At 58.7% G+C, this 18,084-nt stretch carries 20 protein-coding genes; 16 read left to right on the top strand and 4 right to left on the bottom strand.

The window, feature by feature from the left end:
- The 9 genes from BLL36_RS24130 (at position 1) to BLL36_RS24090 (ending at position 8,124) form a co-directional block, all read left to right on the top strand.
- Entirely contained in the window at positions 1–393 is a 393-nt protein-coding gene (locus tag BLL36_RS24130) for a TIGR03750 family conjugal transfer protein (protein ID WP_076954116.1), read from the top strand.
- Positions 390–1,049: a PFL_4703 family integrating conjugative element protein gene (locus tag BLL36_RS24125; RefSeq protein WP_076954115.1), complete on the top strand. Its 660-nt coding sequence runs from the start codon at positions 390–392 to the stop codon at positions 1,047–1,049. The genes BLL36_RS24130 and BLL36_RS24125 overlap by 4 nt, the downstream gene beginning before the upstream one ends.
- Entirely contained in the window at positions 1,046–1,870 is an 825-nt protein-coding gene (locus BLL36_RS24120; RefSeq protein ID WP_076954114.1) for a TIGR03749 family integrating conjugative element protein, read from the top strand. Before BLL36_RS24125 ends, BLL36_RS24120 begins: the two co-directional genes overlap by 4 nt.
- Positions 1,860–3,224: a TIGR03752 family integrating conjugative element protein gene (locus tag BLL36_RS24115; RefSeq protein WP_076954113.1), complete on the top strand. Its 1,365-nt coding sequence runs from the start codon at positions 1,860–1,862 to the stop codon at positions 3,222–3,224. Before BLL36_RS24120 ends, BLL36_RS24115 begins: the two co-directional genes overlap by 11 nt.
- A complete protein-coding gene (locus BLL36_RS24110; RefSeq protein WP_076954112.1) occupies positions 3,205–3,621 on the top strand; it encodes a TIGR03751 family conjugal transfer lipoprotein in 417 nt (138 codons plus the stop codon). The genes BLL36_RS24115 and BLL36_RS24110 overlap by 20 nt, the downstream gene beginning before the upstream one ends.
- Positions 3,621–6,344 (top strand): conjugative transfer ATPase, encoded by a 2,724-nt coding sequence (locus tag BLL36_RS24105; RefSeq protein ID WP_076954111.1) that lies wholly within the window; start codon positions 3,621–3,623, stop codon positions 6,342–6,344. The genes BLL36_RS24110 and BLL36_RS24105 overlap by 1 nt, the downstream gene beginning before the upstream one ends.
- A 65-nt stretch (positions 6,345–6,409) precedes the next feature.
- Entirely contained in the window at positions 6,410–6,721 is a 312-nt protein-coding gene (locus tag BLL36_RS24100; protein ID WP_076954110.1) for a type II toxin-antitoxin system RelB/DinJ family antitoxin, read from the top strand.
- On the top strand, positions 6,718–7,020 hold the full coding sequence (locus tag BLL36_RS24095; RefSeq protein ID WP_076954109.1) for a type II toxin-antitoxin system RelE/ParE family toxin: 303 nt from the start codon (positions 6,718–6,720) through the stop codon (positions 7,018–7,020). The genes BLL36_RS24100 and BLL36_RS24095 overlap by 4 nt, the downstream gene beginning before the upstream one ends.
- Positions 7,021–7,335: 315 nt before the next feature.
- Positions 7,336–8,124, top strand: coding sequence for a nucleotidyltransferase domain-containing protein (locus BLL36_RS24090; protein ID WP_076954108.1), 789 nt, complete (start codon positions 7,336–7,338; stop codon positions 8,122–8,124).
- Positions 8,125–8,310: 186 nt separating this feature from the next.
- Here BLL36_RS24090 and BLL36_RS24085 read toward each other — a convergent pair whose 3' ends face one another.
- From BLL36_RS24085 to BLL36_RS24065, 3 genes are all read right to left on the bottom strand, one after another.
- Positions 8,311–8,634: a low molecular weight protein tyrosine phosphatase family protein gene (locus BLL36_RS24085; RefSeq protein WP_076954107.1), complete on the bottom strand. Its 324-nt coding sequence runs from the start codon at positions 8,632–8,634 to the stop codon at positions 8,311–8,313.
- Positions 8,635–9,717: 1,083 nt separating this feature from the next.
- Positions 9,718–10,176 carry a hypothetical protein gene (locus BLL36_RS24070; RefSeq protein WP_083735327.1) on the bottom strand — a complete coding sequence of 153 codons (459 nt, stop codon included), beginning with the start codon at positions 10,174–10,176 and terminating at the stop codon, positions 9,718–9,720.
- Entirely contained in the window at positions 10,169–10,471 is a 303-nt protein-coding gene (locus tag BLL36_RS24065; RefSeq protein WP_076954104.1) for a DUF7660 family protein, read from the bottom strand. The genes BLL36_RS24070 and BLL36_RS24065 overlap by 8 nt, the downstream gene beginning before the upstream one ends.
- 20 nt (positions 10,472–10,491) lie before the next feature.
- Between BLL36_RS24065 and BLL36_RS31185 the strand changes: the two genes are divergently transcribed.
- From BLL36_RS31185 to BLL36_RS24040, 6 genes are all read left to right on the top strand, one after another.
- Positions 10,492–10,656, top strand: a complete 165-nt coding sequence (locus BLL36_RS31185; RefSeq protein ID WP_197678462.1) for a hypothetical protein — start codon at positions 10,492–10,494, stop codon at positions 10,654–10,656.
- Positions 10,657–11,290: 634 nt separating this feature from the next.
- The gene (locus BLL36_RS24060; protein ID WP_076954103.1) at positions 11,291–11,542 is read left to right on the top strand and encodes a DUF6124 family protein; all 252 of its coding nucleotides are present in this window, start codon (positions 11,291–11,293) and stop codon (positions 11,540–11,542) included.
- A gap of 252 nt (positions 11,543–11,794) precedes the next feature.
- Positions 11,795–12,697 carry a TIGR03756 family integrating conjugative element protein gene (locus BLL36_RS24055; protein WP_083735334.1) on the top strand — a complete coding sequence of 301 codons (903 nt, stop codon included), beginning with the start codon at positions 11,795–11,797 and terminating at the stop codon, positions 12,695–12,697.
- Complete coding sequence (locus BLL36_RS24050) at positions 12,694–14,043, top strand: integrating conjugative element protein (protein ID WP_076954101.1); 1,350 nt, start codon at positions 12,694–12,696, stop codon at positions 14,041–14,043. The genes BLL36_RS24055 and BLL36_RS24050 overlap by 4 nt, the downstream gene beginning before the upstream one ends.
- A gap of 1 nt (position 14,044) precedes the next feature.
- Positions 14,045–14,374 (top strand): hypothetical protein, encoded by a 330-nt coding sequence (locus BLL36_RS24045; RefSeq protein WP_076954100.1) that lies wholly within the window; start codon positions 14,045–14,047, stop codon positions 14,372–14,374.
- Positions 14,371–15,876, top strand: coding sequence for a conjugal transfer protein TraG N-terminal domain-containing protein (locus tag BLL36_RS24040; protein ID WP_076954099.1), 1,506 nt, complete (start codon positions 14,371–14,373; stop codon positions 15,874–15,876). Before BLL36_RS24045 ends, BLL36_RS24040 begins: the two co-directional genes overlap by 4 nt.
- Before the next feature lie 16 nt (positions 15,877–15,892).
- Here the strand turns inward: BLL36_RS24040 and BLL36_RS24035 are convergent, their stop codons facing one another.
- A complete protein-coding gene (locus tag BLL36_RS24035; RefSeq protein WP_076954098.1) occupies positions 15,893–16,255 on the bottom strand; it encodes a DUF3742 family protein in 363 nt (120 codons plus the stop codon).
- A gap of 218 nt (positions 16,256–16,473) precedes the next feature.
- Between BLL36_RS24035 and mobH the strand changes: the two genes are divergently transcribed.
- On the top strand, positions 16,474–18,084 hold the full coding sequence (gene mobH / locus BLL36_RS24030) for a MobH family relaxase (RefSeq protein ID WP_083735326.1): 1,611 nt from the start codon (positions 16,474–16,476) through the stop codon (positions 18,082–18,084).

Raw genomic sequence — 18,084 nt, 5'->3', positions numbered from 1 at the left:
ATGAACAGCCCTTTGCTGACCGACCACACATTGACCTTTCTGCCCCATCGCCTGAATCGCCAACCGGTGGTGGTGCACGGTTTGACCGCCGATGAACTGTGGGCCTGCACCGGGCTCAGCGCTCTGGTGGGGCTGGCCGTGGGTGCGCCAATCGCCTGGATCGCTCGCAGCGTGGCGATAGCGCCGACCACGATGCTGATCGCGGTGGCTGCGGGCATTTACGTGGGCGGTGGGCTGTTGCGCCGCCACAAACGCGGCCGACCGGATACCTGGCTGTATCGACACCTGCAGTGGGCGTTGTGTCGCCGTTTTCCTGGTTTGGCCCGCTATCTGGACGGTGCCGGGCTGATCTTTTATTCAGGTGCCTGGGGCACGCGGCGGAGCCAACCATGAGCCGCTTCAAAAATGAAGTCTCGCACCTGCAGACCCATGTCCGCACCCTGCGTGCGGGCTGCGCGGCGTTGCTGTTGATCGCGATCCTGTTGGCCGTTGGCTGGTGGAACGCGCCACGGGATTTGACCCTTCACATCCCGCCGGACCTGCGCTCAGGCAGTGTGCGCAAATGGTGGGAAGTGCCGCCCTCCACGGTGTATGCATTTGCCTTCTACATTTTCCAGCAGCTCAATCGCTGGCCGAGCAACGGGGATGAGGACTATCCGCGTGCCATCCGCGCGCTGTCGAGTTACCTCACGCCCGGCTGCAAGGCGTACCTGGATGACGATGCGGCGCGGCGCCGCGAGAGTGGTGAGTTGCGTCAACGGGTGCGCGGGGTCTACGAAATTCCAGGGCGCGGTTATGGGGAGGCGCCGACGACGCGGGTGCAAGTGGTCTCGGCTGACGACTGGGTTGTCACGCTGGACCTGAACGCCGATGAGTATTTCGGCGCGGAACAGGTCAAGCGCGCGCTGGTGCGCTACTCCCTGAAAGTGGTGCGACTGGACATTGATCCGGAGCTCAATCCGTTCGGGCTGGCATTGGACTGCTTTAGCCAACTGCCGCAACGCATCAACCGCGCCAGCTCAGTATTGCAGGGGGCGACCTCTCCATGAAGGCATTGCTGCTCAGCGGTCTGGGGGTACTTTTCATGCCTGCAACCCACGCAGTGGAGCTGCTGCGCTGGGAGCGCCTGCCACTGGCCGTGCCGTTGCGGGTTGGCGAAGAACGGGTGATCTTTCTTGATCGCAATGTACGCGTCGGTTTGCCCGAGTCGCTGCAAGGCAAACTGCGCGTGCAAATTGCCGGTGGCGCGGTGTATTTGCTCGCGAACGAGCCCATCACGCCCAGCCGCCTGCAGCTGCAGGACGCAGATGACGGGCGGGTGATTCTGCTGGATATTGCCGCAGATCCCTCCTCTGCCGGGGATACGCCCGTCGAACCCATTCGCATCATCGAGCCTGCCCGCCTTAAGCAATCCCTTGACGATGCAGCAAACCCGCCCACACCTGTCCCGGTGACCCTGACTCGCTACGCCGCACAAAGCCTGTATGCGCCCTTGCGGACCCTTGAGCCCGTACCCGGCATACGTGCGGTGCCGCTGAACCGTGACTTGCCACTCGCCACGTTGCTGCCTGAACGCCCCATCGCCTTCCGCGCCCTGGCCGCCTGGCAACTCGAAAACCTGTGGGTGACCGCCGTGCGTCTGCGCAATACCTCACCAGACTGGATCGAACTCGACCCACGCCTGCTGCAAGGCGACTTCGTCAGCGCGACCTTTCAGCATTCCAACGTGGGGCCCAAGGGACAAAGTACCGACACCACCGTGCTGTACCTGGTCACCCGTGACCACGGCTTGGCCGAATCACTGTTACCGGCGATCGACCCGGTAGACGCCGCCAGCAACCTCTCCGGGAGGCGTGGCGATGAAAAGTAATGGCCTGCTCAAATGGCTGATGCTGCCGTTTGCCATCCTCGTGCTGTATGTCGTGGTGAAGCAGGCCGGATCGCCCCGTAACGAGGCGGGGAATAATCCGGTCGACCCGCTTACCCAGAACGAGATGCAAGCCCTGGGCATTGAGGGCGATACCCCCCAGGACACCGTTGCAACCCTGGTGGCCCAGGTCAAACAGCTGCGCCGCGAGTTGCAGGGTGCTCTCCGGACCAACCAGCAGCAAAAGAGCGAAAACGAACGGCTGCGCCAGCGCGAAGACACTCTCGAGCAGCGCATCCAAAACGCGCTGGACGACGGCCGCGATCAAGCCAGCGAATCCCAGCGCCAAACCAGCCAGTTGTTGCAGGACCTGCAACAACGTCTGGACACCCTGTCAGGCTCGGACCTACCGCCCGGCCTTGGCCTGGAGGACGCCGACCAACAGCGCTTCAGCAGCGACCGCCTGGTATGGATCGAGCCCCAGGATGGACGCGACATCAGCCCCTCCCAGCGCAATCCATTGAGTGTGGCCTCTGCACTGAATGCGGCGCAAAAACCGCTGGCACCTTCGGCCGCCCCCCTCGCCACCGACAGCAAGCCGCCGTTGAAACCGGTCTACACCGTTCCGGCAAACGCCACCCTTATGGGGTCGGTGGCGATGACCGCACTCATCGGCCGCGTGCCCGTGGACGGCACCGTCAATGACCCCTACCCCTTCAAGGTACTGATCGGACCGGACAATCTGACCGCCAACGGCATCGACTTGCCGGACGTGGCCGGTGCCGTCGTCAGCGGCACGGCGTCGGGCGACTGGACCCTGTCCTGCGTCCGAGGGCAGGTTCGCTCGCTGACCTTCGTCTTTCACGACGGCACGGTGCGCACCGTGCCCTCCAAAACCACCCAGCGCGAACCCGAAAGCGAACAGAGCAGCGGCAACATGCGCCAGGGCCTGGGCTGGATCAGCGATCCCTACGGCGTGCCCTGCGTCACCGGCGAGCGACGCAGCAACGCCCGGCAGTACCTGGGTTCCCAGGCACTCATCACCGCTGCCGGCGCCGGCGCGGCCGCGCTGATCCAGGGCAACAACAGCACCACCTACCTGAGCCCGGGCAATCCGCTGGGGACCGTGGGCATCACCAGCAATGAAGCGCTCGGCCGCATGCTGTCGAGCGGCGTGCAGGAGATGGCGCAGTGGGTCAACAAACTCTATGGCCAGGCGTTTGCCGCGGTGTATGTGCAGCCGGGCGCGAAGGTGGCCGTGCATATCGAAAAAGCGATCAACGTCGATTACAACCCAAGCGGACGCCGGGTCGATCACCAGCGGGGAGGCAATCAATATGCCGTGGAATTGGACTAGGGTGGCTGGCGTGTGCGGCGCGCTGCTGTTGAGTGGTTGCGCAACCGATGCACAGACGCTGTTGCCCCACGGTGACGCAACGATGCGGGACATCTGGAGCCAGCAAACCGGCGGCCAACCTGGACTGTCGAGTCGAGCACTGCTGGAGGCCCGGCAGACACTGCGCCGACCGCTGCTGGCCGACGACGTGGTGGTCGATCAGGGCGCCTACACCCGCTCTGCGCAAACCGAGATCTATCGCCAGTTCAAGCGTCTGCCCAACCCGGACCTGGTGATGTACGTTTTTGCCCATCTGGCCGGCAGTGAACCGGTGCCGGTACCCGGCTACAGCACGGTGTTTGCGCTGCATCAACGCGTGCACTACGCGTTGCCCGGCGAGCGCGTAGACGATTACTGATGAAAGCATTTCCGCACAAATCACCGACCCCGGCCACGCGCGCAGACGAACAGCGCCTGTACGCCGCGCCGCCGTCGTTTGTCGATCTTTTACCCTGGGTCGAATACCTGCCCGATTCACAAAGTCTGCTGCTGGAAGACGGCCAATCCGCCGCCGCGTTTTTCGAGCTGAGCACGATCGGCACGGAAGGCCGCGAAGCCGAGTGGCTTGAGCAGATACGCGACACCCTGGAAAACGCACTACAAGACAGCTTCGATGAACTGGATCAGCACCCGTGGGTCATTCAGCTTTACGCCCAGACCGAAACCGATTGGGACGGCTACCTGCACGATTTGCGCAGCTATGTTCAGCCACGTGCCCAGGACAGCGCCTTCACCGCGTTCTATCTGCGCTCGATGGCACATCACCTTCACGCCGTGAGCACACCCGATGGGTTGTTCGAAGACTGCACCGTCACCCACCTGCCCTGGCGAGCCCAAAAACGCCGCACGCGCCTGGTGGTTTACCGCAGAGCTCGCGGCGAGCGGCTGCGCTACCGGCGCGCACCTGAAGCAGAACTTTCGACCGTGTGCGAGCGCCTGACGGGGAGCCTGGCCAACGCTGGCATCCGCGCCAGCCCCATGGATGAGGCGGCGATTCATGGCTGGTTAGTGCGTTGGTTCAATCCCGCTGCGGGCTTATTGGGGTCGGATGCTCAAGCACGTCGACGTTTCTTTGAACTGACTGACACTGACTCCAGTGGAGCAGAGGATGCACTGGCAAGCGGCACCGACTTCGCCCAACGCCTGTTCGTGCGCCAACCCCGCTCGGATGCTGCACGCAGCGTGTGGTGGTTCGACGACATGCCCCACCGCGTTATCACCGTGGACCGACTGCGCAGCCCACCCGCCATCGGTCATCTGACCGGCGAAACCGCCAAAGGCGACTCACTTAACGCGGTCTTCGAGCAACTGCCCCAGGGCACAACGTTCTGCCTGACATTGATCGTCACCCCCCAAGACCGGCTGGAAGCGCAGCTCAACCACCTCTGCCACAAGTCGGTCGGCGACACCCTCGACTCACAGCAGACCCGCGAAGATGTCGAACACGCCCGCACGCTGATTGGGCGCGATCACAAGCTGTATCGTGCCGCGATGGTGTTTTATCTGCGCGGTCGCGACCTGGCAGAACTCGACGCCCATGGCCTGCAACTGAACAACGCACTGCTCAATGCGGGGTTGCTGCCGGTGTTGGAAGAGGACGAAGTCGCCCCACTCAACAGCTACCTGCGCTGGCTACCCGGTGTATTCGATCCCGACCTGGATAAGCGCAACTGGTACAGCCAACTGATGTTCGCCCAGCACGTGGCCAACCTGGCCCCGGTGTGGGGGCGCAGCGAAGGGACCGGGCACCCCGGCATTACCCTGTTCAACCGAGGTGGCGGGCTGATCCAATTTGATCCACTTAACCCCCGTGACCGGCAAATGAACGCCCACCTTTTTCTGTTTGGCCCCACGGGCTCGGGCAAATCCGCGACCCTCAACAACCTGCTCACCCAAGTCACTGCGATCTACCGGCCTCGCTTGTTTATTGTCGAAGCCGGCAACAGCTTTGGCCTGTTTGCCGAGTTTGCTCAGCGCCTGGGCTTGCGTGTGCATCGGATCAAACTCGCGCCTGGAACGGGAGTGAGCCTGGCGCCATTTGCCGACGCGGCACGGCTGGTCGACCGGCCCAATGATGTCAACCTCGGTGAGGAGGATCAGGAAGAGCCCGACGAACGCGATGTGCTGGGCGAGTTGGAAATCACCGCCCGACTGATGATTACCGGCGGCGAAGACAAGGAAGAACAGCGCCTGACCCGCGCCGACCGCAGTTTGGTTCGCCAAAGCATCCTGGACGCCGCGCACCTGTGTGCGCACGAAAACCGCGCAGTACTCACCGAAGACATTCGCAACGCCCTTCGAACCCTCGCCAAGCAACCGGATTTACCGGCGCTACGCCGTGTTCGACTTGAAGAAATGGCCGATGCCATGGACCTGTTCTGCCAAGGCAGCGATGGCGAGCTGTTCAACCGCGCCGGCTCGCCCTGGCCAGAAGCCGACATCACCCTGCTCGACCTCGCCACCTATGCCCGAGAGGGCTACAGCGCGCAGTTGTCGATCGCTTACCTCTCGCTCATCACTACCGTCAACAACCTGGCCGAGCGCGACCAGATGCTCGGGCGGCCCATCATCAACGTCACCGACGAAGGCCACATCATCACCAAGAACCCGCTGCTTGCGCCCTACGTGGTCAAGATCACCAAAATGTGGCGCAAGCTCGGCGCCTGGTTCTGGCTGGCCACGCAGAACCTCGATGACCTGCCCAAGGCGGCCGAACCCATGTTGAACATGATCGAATGGTGGATCTGCCTGAGCATGCCGCCCGACGAAGTGGAAAAGATTGCGCGCTTTCGCCGCCTGACCCCCGCGCAAAAAACCTTGATGCGCTCGGCCCGCAAGGAAACCGGCAAATTCTCAGAAGGCGTGATTCTTTCCAAATCGATGGAAGTGCTGTTCCGGGCTGTCCCGCCCAGCCTGTATCTGGCCCTGGCGATGACCGAACCGGAAGAAAAACATCGACGCCACCAACTGATGCAGCAAATGGACATCGACGAACTCGCCGCCGCGATCGCGATGGCCACCCAACTGGACCGCTCACGCGGCATCGTCCCCATGAGCATCAACTTACCTGAGACGGACTAACGGCCATGGAACTTGTCATGCACTTGAATTACATTCTAGGCAAACCCCGCATAGGAATCGCAACCATGGCCAGCAACGCCCTGATCCAGACCCGCATCGACCCGGACATCAAAGATCGTGCGACTGCGGTACTCAACCACCTCGGCCTCACAGTCTCCGACGCCGTGCGCATCCTGCTCACCCGCGTCGCCAACGAAGGAGCCCTGCCCTTTGGCTTCACCGCCGACCCCGTCGCCTACGACGCCTGGTTCCGCGCCAAAGTCCAGGAAGCCCTCGACGACCCCCGCCCCGCCATCCCCGCCGAAAACGTCGAAGCCCACTTCGCCAAGCGCCGCGCCAACGCCCAGCGCAAGCTGTCGGAAGGTGGTGACGTGTGAGGCTGGAGTGGACACCGCTGGCCTTGGACGATCGTGATGGGATCTTTGACTTTATCGAACAGGACAATCCGCGAGCTGCAATCGAGATAGACACGCGTATAGCAGAGCAAACGCAGCGGCTGACGGTGTTTCCGGAAAGTGGCCGGGTTGGGCGGTGTGTTGGGACACGGGAACTGGTGATTGATCGCACGCCGTATATTGCGGCGTATGACGTGCATGATGATCGGGTGCGGGTGCTGAGGGTGTTGCATGAGGCGCAGAGTTGGCCAGAGGATTGGGTGGGGTTGATGGTTCGGTGAGGGGGCTGGGGTGAGTCTGAGTGAATTACCGTAGGCTGGGTTGATTGGATGTTGTCGGCAGATTCTGTTGAAAAAGTCTGCTTCGAATTCCGCGCCAGAAAAGTACGCGTCTGAGATTGAAATCTGAATTTCTGGCAGTAGATTGAGGACTCGGATTTCACGTAGCGGCGTGCAACAGAGGTGTTTTTATCCATTAATATTCGAGTGTTTTGGGAAACCGACTTTTTCAACACAATCGGCCAGAAGCGGCCCACTGGACAGTCCGCCTCCGAATGAGTAGCGTGCAATCGAATATCATCTAGTTAGAGTTAGCTCATGGTTTCTATGGCTGTTCAGGAAGAGGTTCGAAGCCGCCTACGCCGCGCGGAGGACGAGCATGACGTGAAAATTCTTTTAGCGGTTGAGTCTGGCAGTCGCGCCTGGGGATTTGCCTCTCCCAACAGCGACTACGACGCACGCTTCATCTACGTAAATAAACCTGAGTGGTATCTCTCGGTCGGCCTTGAGGAGCATCGCGACGTCATCGAGTATCCGATCATTGACGACATGGACATCAATGGCTGGGATCTACGAAAAGCGCTTAGGCTATTCTGGAAGTCAAACCCAGGCTTTGTGGAGTGGGTGCAGTCGACCATCATTTACGAACACTCTGGATCCTTTCACGAGCGGGCTAAAGAGTTACTGCCGCACGTGTATTCGGTAGAGAGTGGCATCTACCATTATCGCAGCATGGCAAAAACCAACTATAGGGGATATTTGCAGAACCCTCAGGTACCGCTGAAAAAATACTTTTACGTACTGCGCCCCTTGTTATCGGTGCGGTGGCTGGAACAGTTTGATACGCCCGCCCCCATAGAGTTTGACAAGCTGCGCGGTGTTATCGAAAGAGAGCCCGAGCTTCAGCAAGCTATTGATGACTTACTTGTGATTAAGCGCGCGTCTCCGGAGATGGGCCTATCGCCCCAGATCATCCCCATCCAGCAATTTATTGAGCGTGAATTGCATCGACTTGAAACCATCAAGCCGATCCGTAGGGAACGCAAAGAAGTTGAGCCATTACTTTCCGAACTGTTTCGCTCTGTGCTGAAAGAAACTTGGGGGTGAAGGGGGGCGCCGGAACGCTCTGTAGTCGTCAGGCACATCTGGCTACCTACTCACACGACGATGCCCGCCTTCGTATCAAAATGATGTCCATTATGGGTCGATAACTGCCTGTCGTGAAGGGCTGCAATCGGCCAAAAGCGGTCAGTCGACCGATCAGGTAGAGACGGCTCACAGGCGAACATAACATCAGGAGGATAAATAACGCCCGACTCTCGCTTCCAGCAGCTTGATCAAAGCAGGTGCCATGTATTCGTAATCATCCGAAATATTCAGACAGATGATACGTTTATTGGCCAACTCCGAGATGAAGCGAGCAGTCAGTTTCTTTCGATGGATTTGCTCCATAACAAAAATGAGATCGGCCCACCCTAGAAGCTCCTGGCTTACAGGCACATCCGCATCGTTATTGACACCAGCCGATGCTGTCTCAACTCCCGACCAATCAGCAAAAAGTTGCTCGGCGGTCGGACTACGTAGGCGGTTTTTGCCGCAGATGAACAATACATTCAAAGTGGGTTAGCTCCTAACTGCTATCGACGTTCTCTGCCAGTCGCGCGAGACAGAAAGCGACCCAATATAGATAGTCCATGTCGAGCGTAACAAACTGTCGGGATGAATTACTCCCCGGATTGCAAGCGCTCGATAGCTTCGAGAAGCTGGCCGTCGAAGTACTCGGTTTCATCTCGTTCCTAGTCTCTCATGCGACGCTTCGCCTCAATCAGCAAGTGTTCCGTCGCGATATTCTGATTCAAAAAAGTAGCGACCATAAGATCATTCAAATTCTCTAGAGGTGTGTCCCATGCCTCCCTGCAACGCTGAATGAGTCCTGTGGGGGTATCGCCACTCCATGGACCTAAAATATCCGACACTGCCAGAATGGAGGTCATGAGGCTGCCTTTGAGAGAAATTGAAGAACTGGTAATTTCGCACGCTCGGGAGATTGATGAATAGCGAAATCGACCGACAGCTACTGGCCGATAGCTAACGTACGCAACTGAACGCTTCCGCCCCAAAAAAGCGGTCCCTAATCGCCGAATAAAGGCTAAGAAACCTGATCACCTATCACTATGATGGATGCTCCGAAGATTACGTGAGATAACCGGGTAACCTCAGCCAATGCGCGTAATGGGGCAGGCAAATCGAATAGTTTCAGTGGATTTTGGGGACGATATTGCAGCTCATACCCCCTCAACGCCTGGCGTGAATCGCGATGAACGTCCGACCAGTCGTAAGCAAAGAACCCACGTTTAGCAAATTCAACGAAAGCGTTTGCACCAGCCCGGGCAGTGGCCCGATCTACATCGGACACTTTCGGCAAGGAAAGGACAAATTCTTCGGAGTTTTCGACGGAGGGTATCGCGGAATCAGGAACTGGTCCGGGGCCACCTGTAGTGAAGAGCGCAACCTGTCCGAGAGCGTCGGTAGCGACCCATCCAACGTCAAAGTCCTGAAGAACGAAGGGAGCCATTATTTGCACCTACTTTTGAAGAGGGGACGAGTTGATTTCCCAACTCTGCTTACCAGCCCAGAGTCTAAAAGTGCGTAGACAAACTCTCAAAGCGGGAAAAAATTCGAAGGATTTATTTTTCCAGCTTAAAGATCTGCTTCTGGCCGATATCCGCTACCACCCTGAAACTCACGCACTATCTGCACAACCAGCGGCTTCACATATTTCTCAATGGTATCAATCTCCGGCGGATCGTCATGGCGCCCCCACCCCCCCTGATCAAAGGCCTGATAAAGCGAGAAAGCAGGCTGCGGCATGTCATTGGTCATGCCCACATCAACGATGGCAGCGATGAGCCCGTTCATGACGCCATCGCAGAACTCGTAAGTCAAAGCCCCTGCCAAGTAGCCTTCAGCAACCGCTATGGATAGCTCGTTCAGCAGAGTGCGGGGGGCCGCGCCGAATTCCTCGCAGGTGGCAGCAAGATCATTCAACGTTAAACCGTAGGCTTCGGCTTCAACCAAAAGCTTATTGCGTTGGTTCTTTGGCAACCTCCCGTCCACGGTTCCCTTCCACGTTGCGGCTGTCGTACCCGTGTCATTCATAATACTTCCCAGCCAGCAAAATGGCCGCACAGCGATGCCAAACATTGGGTATCGACCTATCTTCTCGGGCAAGTCGGGAACTGGCGTCTGCCCACGAAGCTGCCGCATCGAAAAACGCGTCAACGGACACATTTTCCCAGCCTAGAGCACTTGGCCCATAGGCCGATGAAGGCGATGCCTTTTCAATTAAACGCCCGCTGGCGAAATCTACACCGAGGGCTTCGATAAATCGTATGAACGACGGTTCATCTCTGACGTGCGCCAACAACTCATGAAGATCTACAGGGCTATGCATAGGTTTCCTGGAAGCACTTAATGATTGATCACATGCTGCTGCACTGCATCGTGAACGGTCAACTCGGCTATCCAGGCTTTCAGGCCGGGGATGTGATGCGGAGTGACCGCTTCTGGCCGATTCTGTTGAAAAAGTCGGCTTCGAATTCCACCCCAGAAAAATACGCGCCTGAGATTGAAATCTGAATTTTTGGCTGAAGGTTCAGTACTCGGATTTCACGTAGCAGCGCGCAACAGAGGTGTTTTCATCCATCAATATTCGAGTGTTTTGGGGAAACCGACTTTTTCAACACAATCGGCCGATTTCTGCCGTTCATAAACACATGCCTTCAGTCAAACTCAGCCATCGCATCCATACTCTTTTTGCGCTCCTCGCCTTCTCGCCCCCTCAGCAATCGAATTCTTAGATTAAACATCACGTTCCACTGCCGACATGACGTTGACTTTCAACGCCTCAGGAATAGGCTTCTCTACGTCACAGCTTTCTTGTGACCGGGTGTCGCAACCTGCAATCTCACGAAGGCGCGGCTCAGCGCCACAGCATAGTGGTCGACGCTTTTTTCAGGTTTGACTGCTTTAGCTTTATGGCGGGCCGTGCGGGGCAGGCTACGGCCTGGCCGGTTTTCCTTCGTGTGCCGGTTTGCGACCCCCGTACGGTCTGCCACCCCAAGCTGTGTCGCAACGGCGGGTGGTAGCTCCTTAATCACACGTAGGAGATAAGGAGAATGATCTATCCCCCTTTCACGCCAGGGCACCGCCCGCCAAGTGCCGTAACCAGGCAGCACCTCTTCATCATCCAAAGCCACGCGGAGGTCACCCCATGAACGATGACCTCCCGACCCCAAAAGTGCCTCGTCACCTGTTCGATGTCCGTACAGACCTGACGACCGAAGAAGCCTTGACCAACGCCAGCGAGATGCTCGGCTCAGCCATTGCCCTTGCACATGAAAGTGCCTTCGACTTGAACGAAGCGCAATGCACCAAGGTGCTGGGCATTATCAATCTGGTAGAGATCGCGCATTTGCTGGTGAATCAGGCGCTGGATCACGTGTCGCCTATACATTCAGAATGAAACAAAACCGGCCGCCGCGGTTGTCCGCTGCGGCTTTTTAATCGTCTGGCCAAGCTTGGATTTTTTCCTACGAGCTTTTAGGAAAACATCAACAAAGTCGAACGTAGACCCGTTGCTCACCGCGCAAACGGGGTTGCCGCAGATTCCCTTTCCAACACATCGCTCTCCCGGCATTGGGTTCAACTACCGCTTTCTCTCCTTGGGATAGTGGGTCCGATGCGCCGCCAAATCTGTTTTTCTCTGATCGTCGGTATGCCCTTTTTAATCAATTCGGGCACGTCCAGCGCCATAGATAGCGCCACACTCATCGCCTCGGCGCTTTCGCCTGACTGCCTGGCGTATCGCATCACCGGTGTGTGCTATTGGCTGCGCTGTACGCCTTACGGCTGCAAGGTCAAAACGTCCCCCAAGGTTCGTCATTACGTACCGGATGCGGTGGTATCGAGCTACGCAGCCACGGGGGCCAACCCGTGGCGCGAGGTGGCGCTGATGAGTCCTGTAAACCCTTCGGCCCAGGGCGGCGGTGATAGCACCACAAACCACGCCAATGAAAATGCTCTGCTCAATTTCAAGAACGCTGACGTAATTGGCCACCCCGGAACCTTGGCGTTCAATCGCTTTGTGAGCCAGTTTGGTTATACCTGCGCCGGTGCGGGCCAGCCTTTTACGCCTTACCTGTTGAGCGCCTTCGATTTTCTGGCATGGCGCTACAACGTTCCGGAAATGCTCTACGTCGAAGCACTCACGCCGGGCCTGCGCGAAGTGGGGAGCGGCGGCGATGTATGGGGCAGTGTTTATCCGCGCGGAGGTTTTTTGCAGCAGGTCGATGATTACAAAGCTGCTGCGGTCGTCGCGCAGCGAGCAGGCGATGTCGTTACTCGCAGCGGGCAGCCGCATTTGTATCAGGTGCTGTCGGCCAAATCCAAACCCGGTTATTGGCCAGCGGGGCCGTTGCGTGAGCGCGACGCGGACACCGGCAAGTGGCAGCGGCTGCAACCGGACCTTTCCATGAGCTGCGCCGTGTTCCCGAGTGCGGATGAATTGCCCCAGGCCGAGGATGGCGCCTACGCCTGGGCGCTGTGGCGCCCCTATAGCTGCTGCAAGCGAATGGGGCAGCAGTTTCTGGGGAGCACTGCGCTGGGAGCGAGACAATGAACGGCCGTTATCTCGCTGCCGCGGTGATGCTGTTAAGCCTCAGCGTTGAAGCTAACGATCAGAGCATTGGCGCCAGTGGCAGCGTGATTGGCGACGATGTGCTGTACAGCATCGGCGGCGGTCGGGCGGTGCCGATGGGGCCGGGGGCCGGCATGCGCAGTCTCGGCGTTGGGGTGGGTTGGAACAGCAATTTGATTTGCGGTGACATGAACCTCAACACCACGTTGCAGAACCAGTTGAACGGCATCACCAACGGTTTTCAGTCGATCATGAGCAGCGTCATCCAGAACGCCACCAGCGCCGTTGCCTCGCTGCCCGCGCTTATTATCCAGCGTGCGAACCCCGGCCTGTACAACCTGTTGAGTAACGGCATCCTGCAGGCGCGACTGGATTTCGACCGCTCCAAGTCGACCTGTCGCGCCATCGCCAATCGCATGGCGGATCTCGCCGGAGGCCAGTCCGGATGGGAGCAACTGGCCGAGGGGATGGCGCTGAAAGAAGCGACCAACAAAACGGATGCGGTGGCTGCGATCGAGCAGACTGAGGCCAAACGCGGCAACCGCGGCGTGCCCTGGGTTGGCGGTTCCCACGCGGGTGGCAGTGGGCAGACGCCAATCAAGGTTGTCGCCGACGTGACGCGCGCCGGCTACAACCTGCTGAACGGGCGCAACGTCACGGATACGTCCCCGATCAATGTCGCCAGTTGCGCGGCGCGCTTGAGCTGCCTGAACTGGAGTTCCCCCCAGGCTGCGGCCGACTGGGCCAATCGCGTCCTGGGCGAGCAGGTTCAGCGTACCTGTGAGGGTTGCAGCAAGACCGATAGCACCCCAGGCGCCGGGCTGACGCCACTGATTCAGGACGAGTACGAGGCCAAGCTCAACGCGTTGCAGGCGCTGGTCGAACAGAACGTGCCGACGACACTGGCAAACCTTGAAGCCGCCGGCAGTAGCGCCCTCCCCGTCACCCGTGGACTGATCGAAGCCTTACGCGAGGAACCGGACCAGGACTTGCTCGGCAGGCGCCTGGCCTCCGAGGTGGCGCTGTCGAGCGTATTGGAAAAGGCCTTGCTGCTGCAGCGTACATTGCTGACGGGGCGCCAAGAGCCAAACGTGGCGGCCAATGAGCTGGCACAACAGGCTGTCGCGCAAGAAAGCGATCTACTCACACTGGAAATTCAAAACCTGAAGACTGAGCTGGAGTTGCGTCGCACCCTTGCGGCCAATACCGCCAGTGAAATCCTGCGACGTAATCAGACGCGCATTGAGGGCTCGCGCGGGATTTATCAGGGTGATCCGCAGCGCAATCGCGTCGAGCACATCGAACGCCCAGCCGACGGTGGACGCTAGCATGCGCCCGATCTGGAACAGTGCAGTTCGAATCGCCTTGGTGCTCTGCGCGTTTTTGCTAGTGGAATTGCTGCTAAGTCTTCCCTTCAATGGGTTGCTGCGTGATCCCAATACCGTGACCACCTGGCTGCAAGCCCATGTCAGCGAATTGCTGATATGGCGTCTGTGTCTTTACGCGACAGTGCTGCGCGGCTGGTGCTGGATGCGCGCGCGTCTGCTGCAGAGGGAACCTGAAGCGGCAATGCGTCTGCGCCGTGCCGAAGGGGCAGCGGCCATCGCCCTGTTGCTGGTAGAACTCGTCAACGCTCGGTTCGGCTGGGAGGTCCCGTGACACTGACCACCACCGATTACCTGGAGTATTACCTCACGCTGGTTGGTTGGATCATCAACAACGGCTTGTGGCAGGTGCTGGTCGCGAGTGGCGTGTTTGCCCTGCCCTTTCTCGCCATCATCTTGCAGGAATGGCTGCGCGCCCGTGCCGAGGGAGCCGATGAAGGTAACAAGGGTGTGCTCTCGGCCATGCGCATCGAGAACCGTGTGTGGGTGGCCATCGTGGTGGTCATGTTTGCGGGTATCCCGTTTATTCCGGTGGACTTAAGTACGCTGCAGTTCGACGAAAGCCGCTCGCGCCATTGCCAGGTGCGGGTCGCAGCGCCCAGCGAAACGGGTTGGAGCAGTGCTTTTACCACCCTCAACAATCAGAATGCCGAGGTGCCGGTCTGGTGGTTTTTCATGCATGCGCTGTCCAAAGCGGTGACGGGCGCGGCCGTGGCGTCGATTCCGTGCGGAGTGGATTTGCGGCAGATTCGGATGACTGTCGACAGTGCACGCATCGCGGACCCACTGCTGGCCCAGGAGGTGGCCGACTTCACCCGCGATTGTTATGCGCGGGCGCGGGCGAAGCTGTTTATGAATCGTCCACCCTTGGACCAGGACCAGATGAATGACGTGGGCTGGATTGGCTCGCGCTACTTCCAGCAGGCCTCGGGCTTTTATGACCAGTACCGCTCAAGTACACCGCGTGAAGCATGGCCGTATGACGCCACCCGTGATGCCGGCCTGGCACAGGTGCCAGCTGGCGGCGGTTATCCCGGTTGCATGCAGTGGTGGGCGGATACGGACAAAGGCTTGCGGGCGCGGCTGTTGCAGCAGGTTGATGCGGACATGCTGACGCGACTGGCGGGATGGGCCGGTTTTGTGTCTCGTTCGGAAGTGGATGATGCGGTGATTCGCGCCATTGCGGCGCCCCGCCAGCAGGTGATGAATCGAGGGCAGGTTTACACCGACTATGGTGGTCAGGTTGAAAAAAGCATTTCCAATGTCACCACGCGTGCAGCGGCGGACTTGGGGCTGACGGTGGGGTCGCTAGGGTTCTTCCCGGCGATGGATGTGGTGCGCCAGGCGCTGCCAATGGTGCTGTCGATGTTGAAGATGGCGTTGGTGATTTGCCTGCCGCTGGTGCTGGTGATCGGGACGTATGATCTGAAGACGCTGGTGACCGCCAGTTGCGTGCAGTTTGCGCTGTTTTTTGTGGAGTTCTGGTTTCAGTTGGCGCGGTGGGTCGACAGCACCATTTTGGATGCGTTGTATGGCAGCGGTGCGCCGCAGAGTAATTTCAATGTGTTGTTTGGGTTGAATAATTCGTTTGGGGATATGTTGCTGAATTTTGTGATGGCAATGATGTTTCTTGTGCTTCCCACCTTCTGGGTGCTTACCCTAGGGGTCGCCGGAGTCCGTGTTGGCAATGTTTTACAAGGCATGGCAAGTGCCACTGGAGACGCAAAGTCGGCGGGAGGTTCAGGTGCAGCGGCAGCGATGAAGGTCACGAAATAGAGGTAGCAACTTAATGTCAGTCGTCCTCAAACACATGTGGATCGATGCGAAATTCATCTCGTGTGTATAAGCCGAACCCTGAAATGCCATCCCGCCATTCGGCATCCAAAGTTCGATATGAAAAATCGCTGCGAGCAACGCCTCGACCAATCAACCACAGACCCCACACAATAATCACCAATGCGATAAAGAAGCTGAGCAGGAGAGCCAACGCACATAACCTCAAACACCAAGTAAGGCACTTGGCGCGCATCGTCGGAATACCGAGATCTCTCAGCCACAGACGCGATCGCTGTTCTTGCTGCATCAGACCTCGATAGCCTCTCCCCAGCCAGCATCCGACACGCTCGGCTCTACTGATTTGCGGATGACCGCTCATGGCATTCACCTCTACATGAACGGGTGCACAGCACTCCGTTTTCAAAGGGATTTACAGCAATAAATACCACAGCCATTCCAGGACTTGCGTGCCGTTTATCAGCATAAACAGCCTTAAACGGCTGCCGCAAAGGATTCAACGAAAGGGCTATTCAATGGCAAAGGTCTTGCCAAAAAACGGCTGGATTTGCTTCTCCTTAACACGCTGCGGAGGACAACATGTTCCGCTGGTTTCACCGACAAAAAGGCCACTCCCAGTGCACCCGAGAGCCCGATAACTGGCACCGCCCAGAGCGCGCCACACAATTACTCTCCCCCGCCCATCGCCGAGCATTAATCCAACACATCTGGCAGCACACCGCCGTCTCGCAGGGCCAGTTTGCCACGCTGTACCTTGCCCCTATGAAGCGCTACGCCGAGCTGGTGCAGCATTTTCCCGCTTCCGAGAACCACCACCACGCACACCCAGGCGGACTGCTTGACCACGGCCTGGAAATCGTTCTCTACGCACTGAAGTTACGCCAGTCACACCTGCTACCTTCGGGCGCCTCACCCGAAGTACAAAGCCAACAAGCCCAAGCCTGGACAGCCGCAGTCACCTACGCCGCCTTGCTGCACGATATCGGTAAGCTCGTTACCGACCTGGTTGTAGAAGATCACACCGGAAAACGGTGGCACCCCTGGCATGGCCCGCTCCAAATACCTTACCGTTTCCACCACAACCCGGACCGCCAATACCGTTTACATAGCGCAGCAACCGGTTTACTGGCCGTTGCGGTCATCGGACGCACGCCTTTGGATTGGCTAAGCGCCTATCCCGATATCTGGGCGGCTCTGCTGCACAGCATCGCAGGCCAGTACGAACACGCCGGCATTCTGGGTGAACTGGTCATTCGTGCGGATCAAGCCTCCACCGCGCAGGCATTGGGCGGGAACCCCATGCAAGCCCTTGTCGCCCCCAAGCATGCACTGCAGCGCAAGTTGCTCGATGGCCTGCGCTATTTGCTGCATGAAGTACTCAAGCTCAATGGACCTGAAGCCTCGGACGGGTGGCTTACAGAAGACGCCCTGTGGCTGGTCAGCAAAACCGCCTCCGACAAGCTACGCGCCCACCTGCTTTCCCTGGGCATCGCCGGCATTCCCGAGCGCAACACCACCCTGTTCAACATCCTGCAGGAGCACGGCCTAGTACTGAGCAACACGGATGGAAAAGTCATCTGGCGCGCCACCGTTCAAAGTCCCAGCGGCTGGACCCAAACCTTTACCTTGCTCAAATTGGCCCCGGCACTGATCTGGGAGCTCGACCATCGCCCGCCGACTTTTGCCGGCGACATTCTGGTGGAAACGACCACCCAGCCACCTGAAGCGCCCGCCACAGACAACCCAACACCGGCACTTCCCGCTCAACCGCTGTCGACGGAAATGCGGCCATCACCGGGCGAAAACCACGGTGCACAATTCTTGGACTGGCTACGCGATGGCATCCGTCAGCAGCGTCTGGTGCTCAACACGCCAGTGGCCCTCCTGCATACCGTAGATGGCACCCTGTTCCTGGTCAGCCCTGGCATTTTCCGGCGTTACCTGCACGAGCACCCAGAGATCGCTAAACATGGCCAGGGCGGTGAATCGAACGAATGGCAGGCGCTGCAGAAACAGTTTGAGCAACTGGGCCTACACCGCAAACGAGAAAATGACCTCAATCTGTGGACCTGCGAAGTCTGCGGCCCGCCACCCATAAAGCGACTGCACGGGTATCTGTTGCTTCAGCCTGAGAGGGTCATAGCCGAAGTGGCTTTCGACAACCCTTACCTGCGATTGGTATCAGGGTAG

Origin of the sequence: Pseudomonas cedrina subsp. cedrina (assembly GCF_001983175.1) — a bacterium.
Taxonomy (GTDB): Bacteria; Pseudomonadota; Gammaproteobacteria; order Pseudomonadales; family Pseudomonadaceae; genus Aquipseudomonas; species Aquipseudomonas cedrina.
This window is presented reverse-complemented; position numbering and strand designations above follow the sequence as displayed.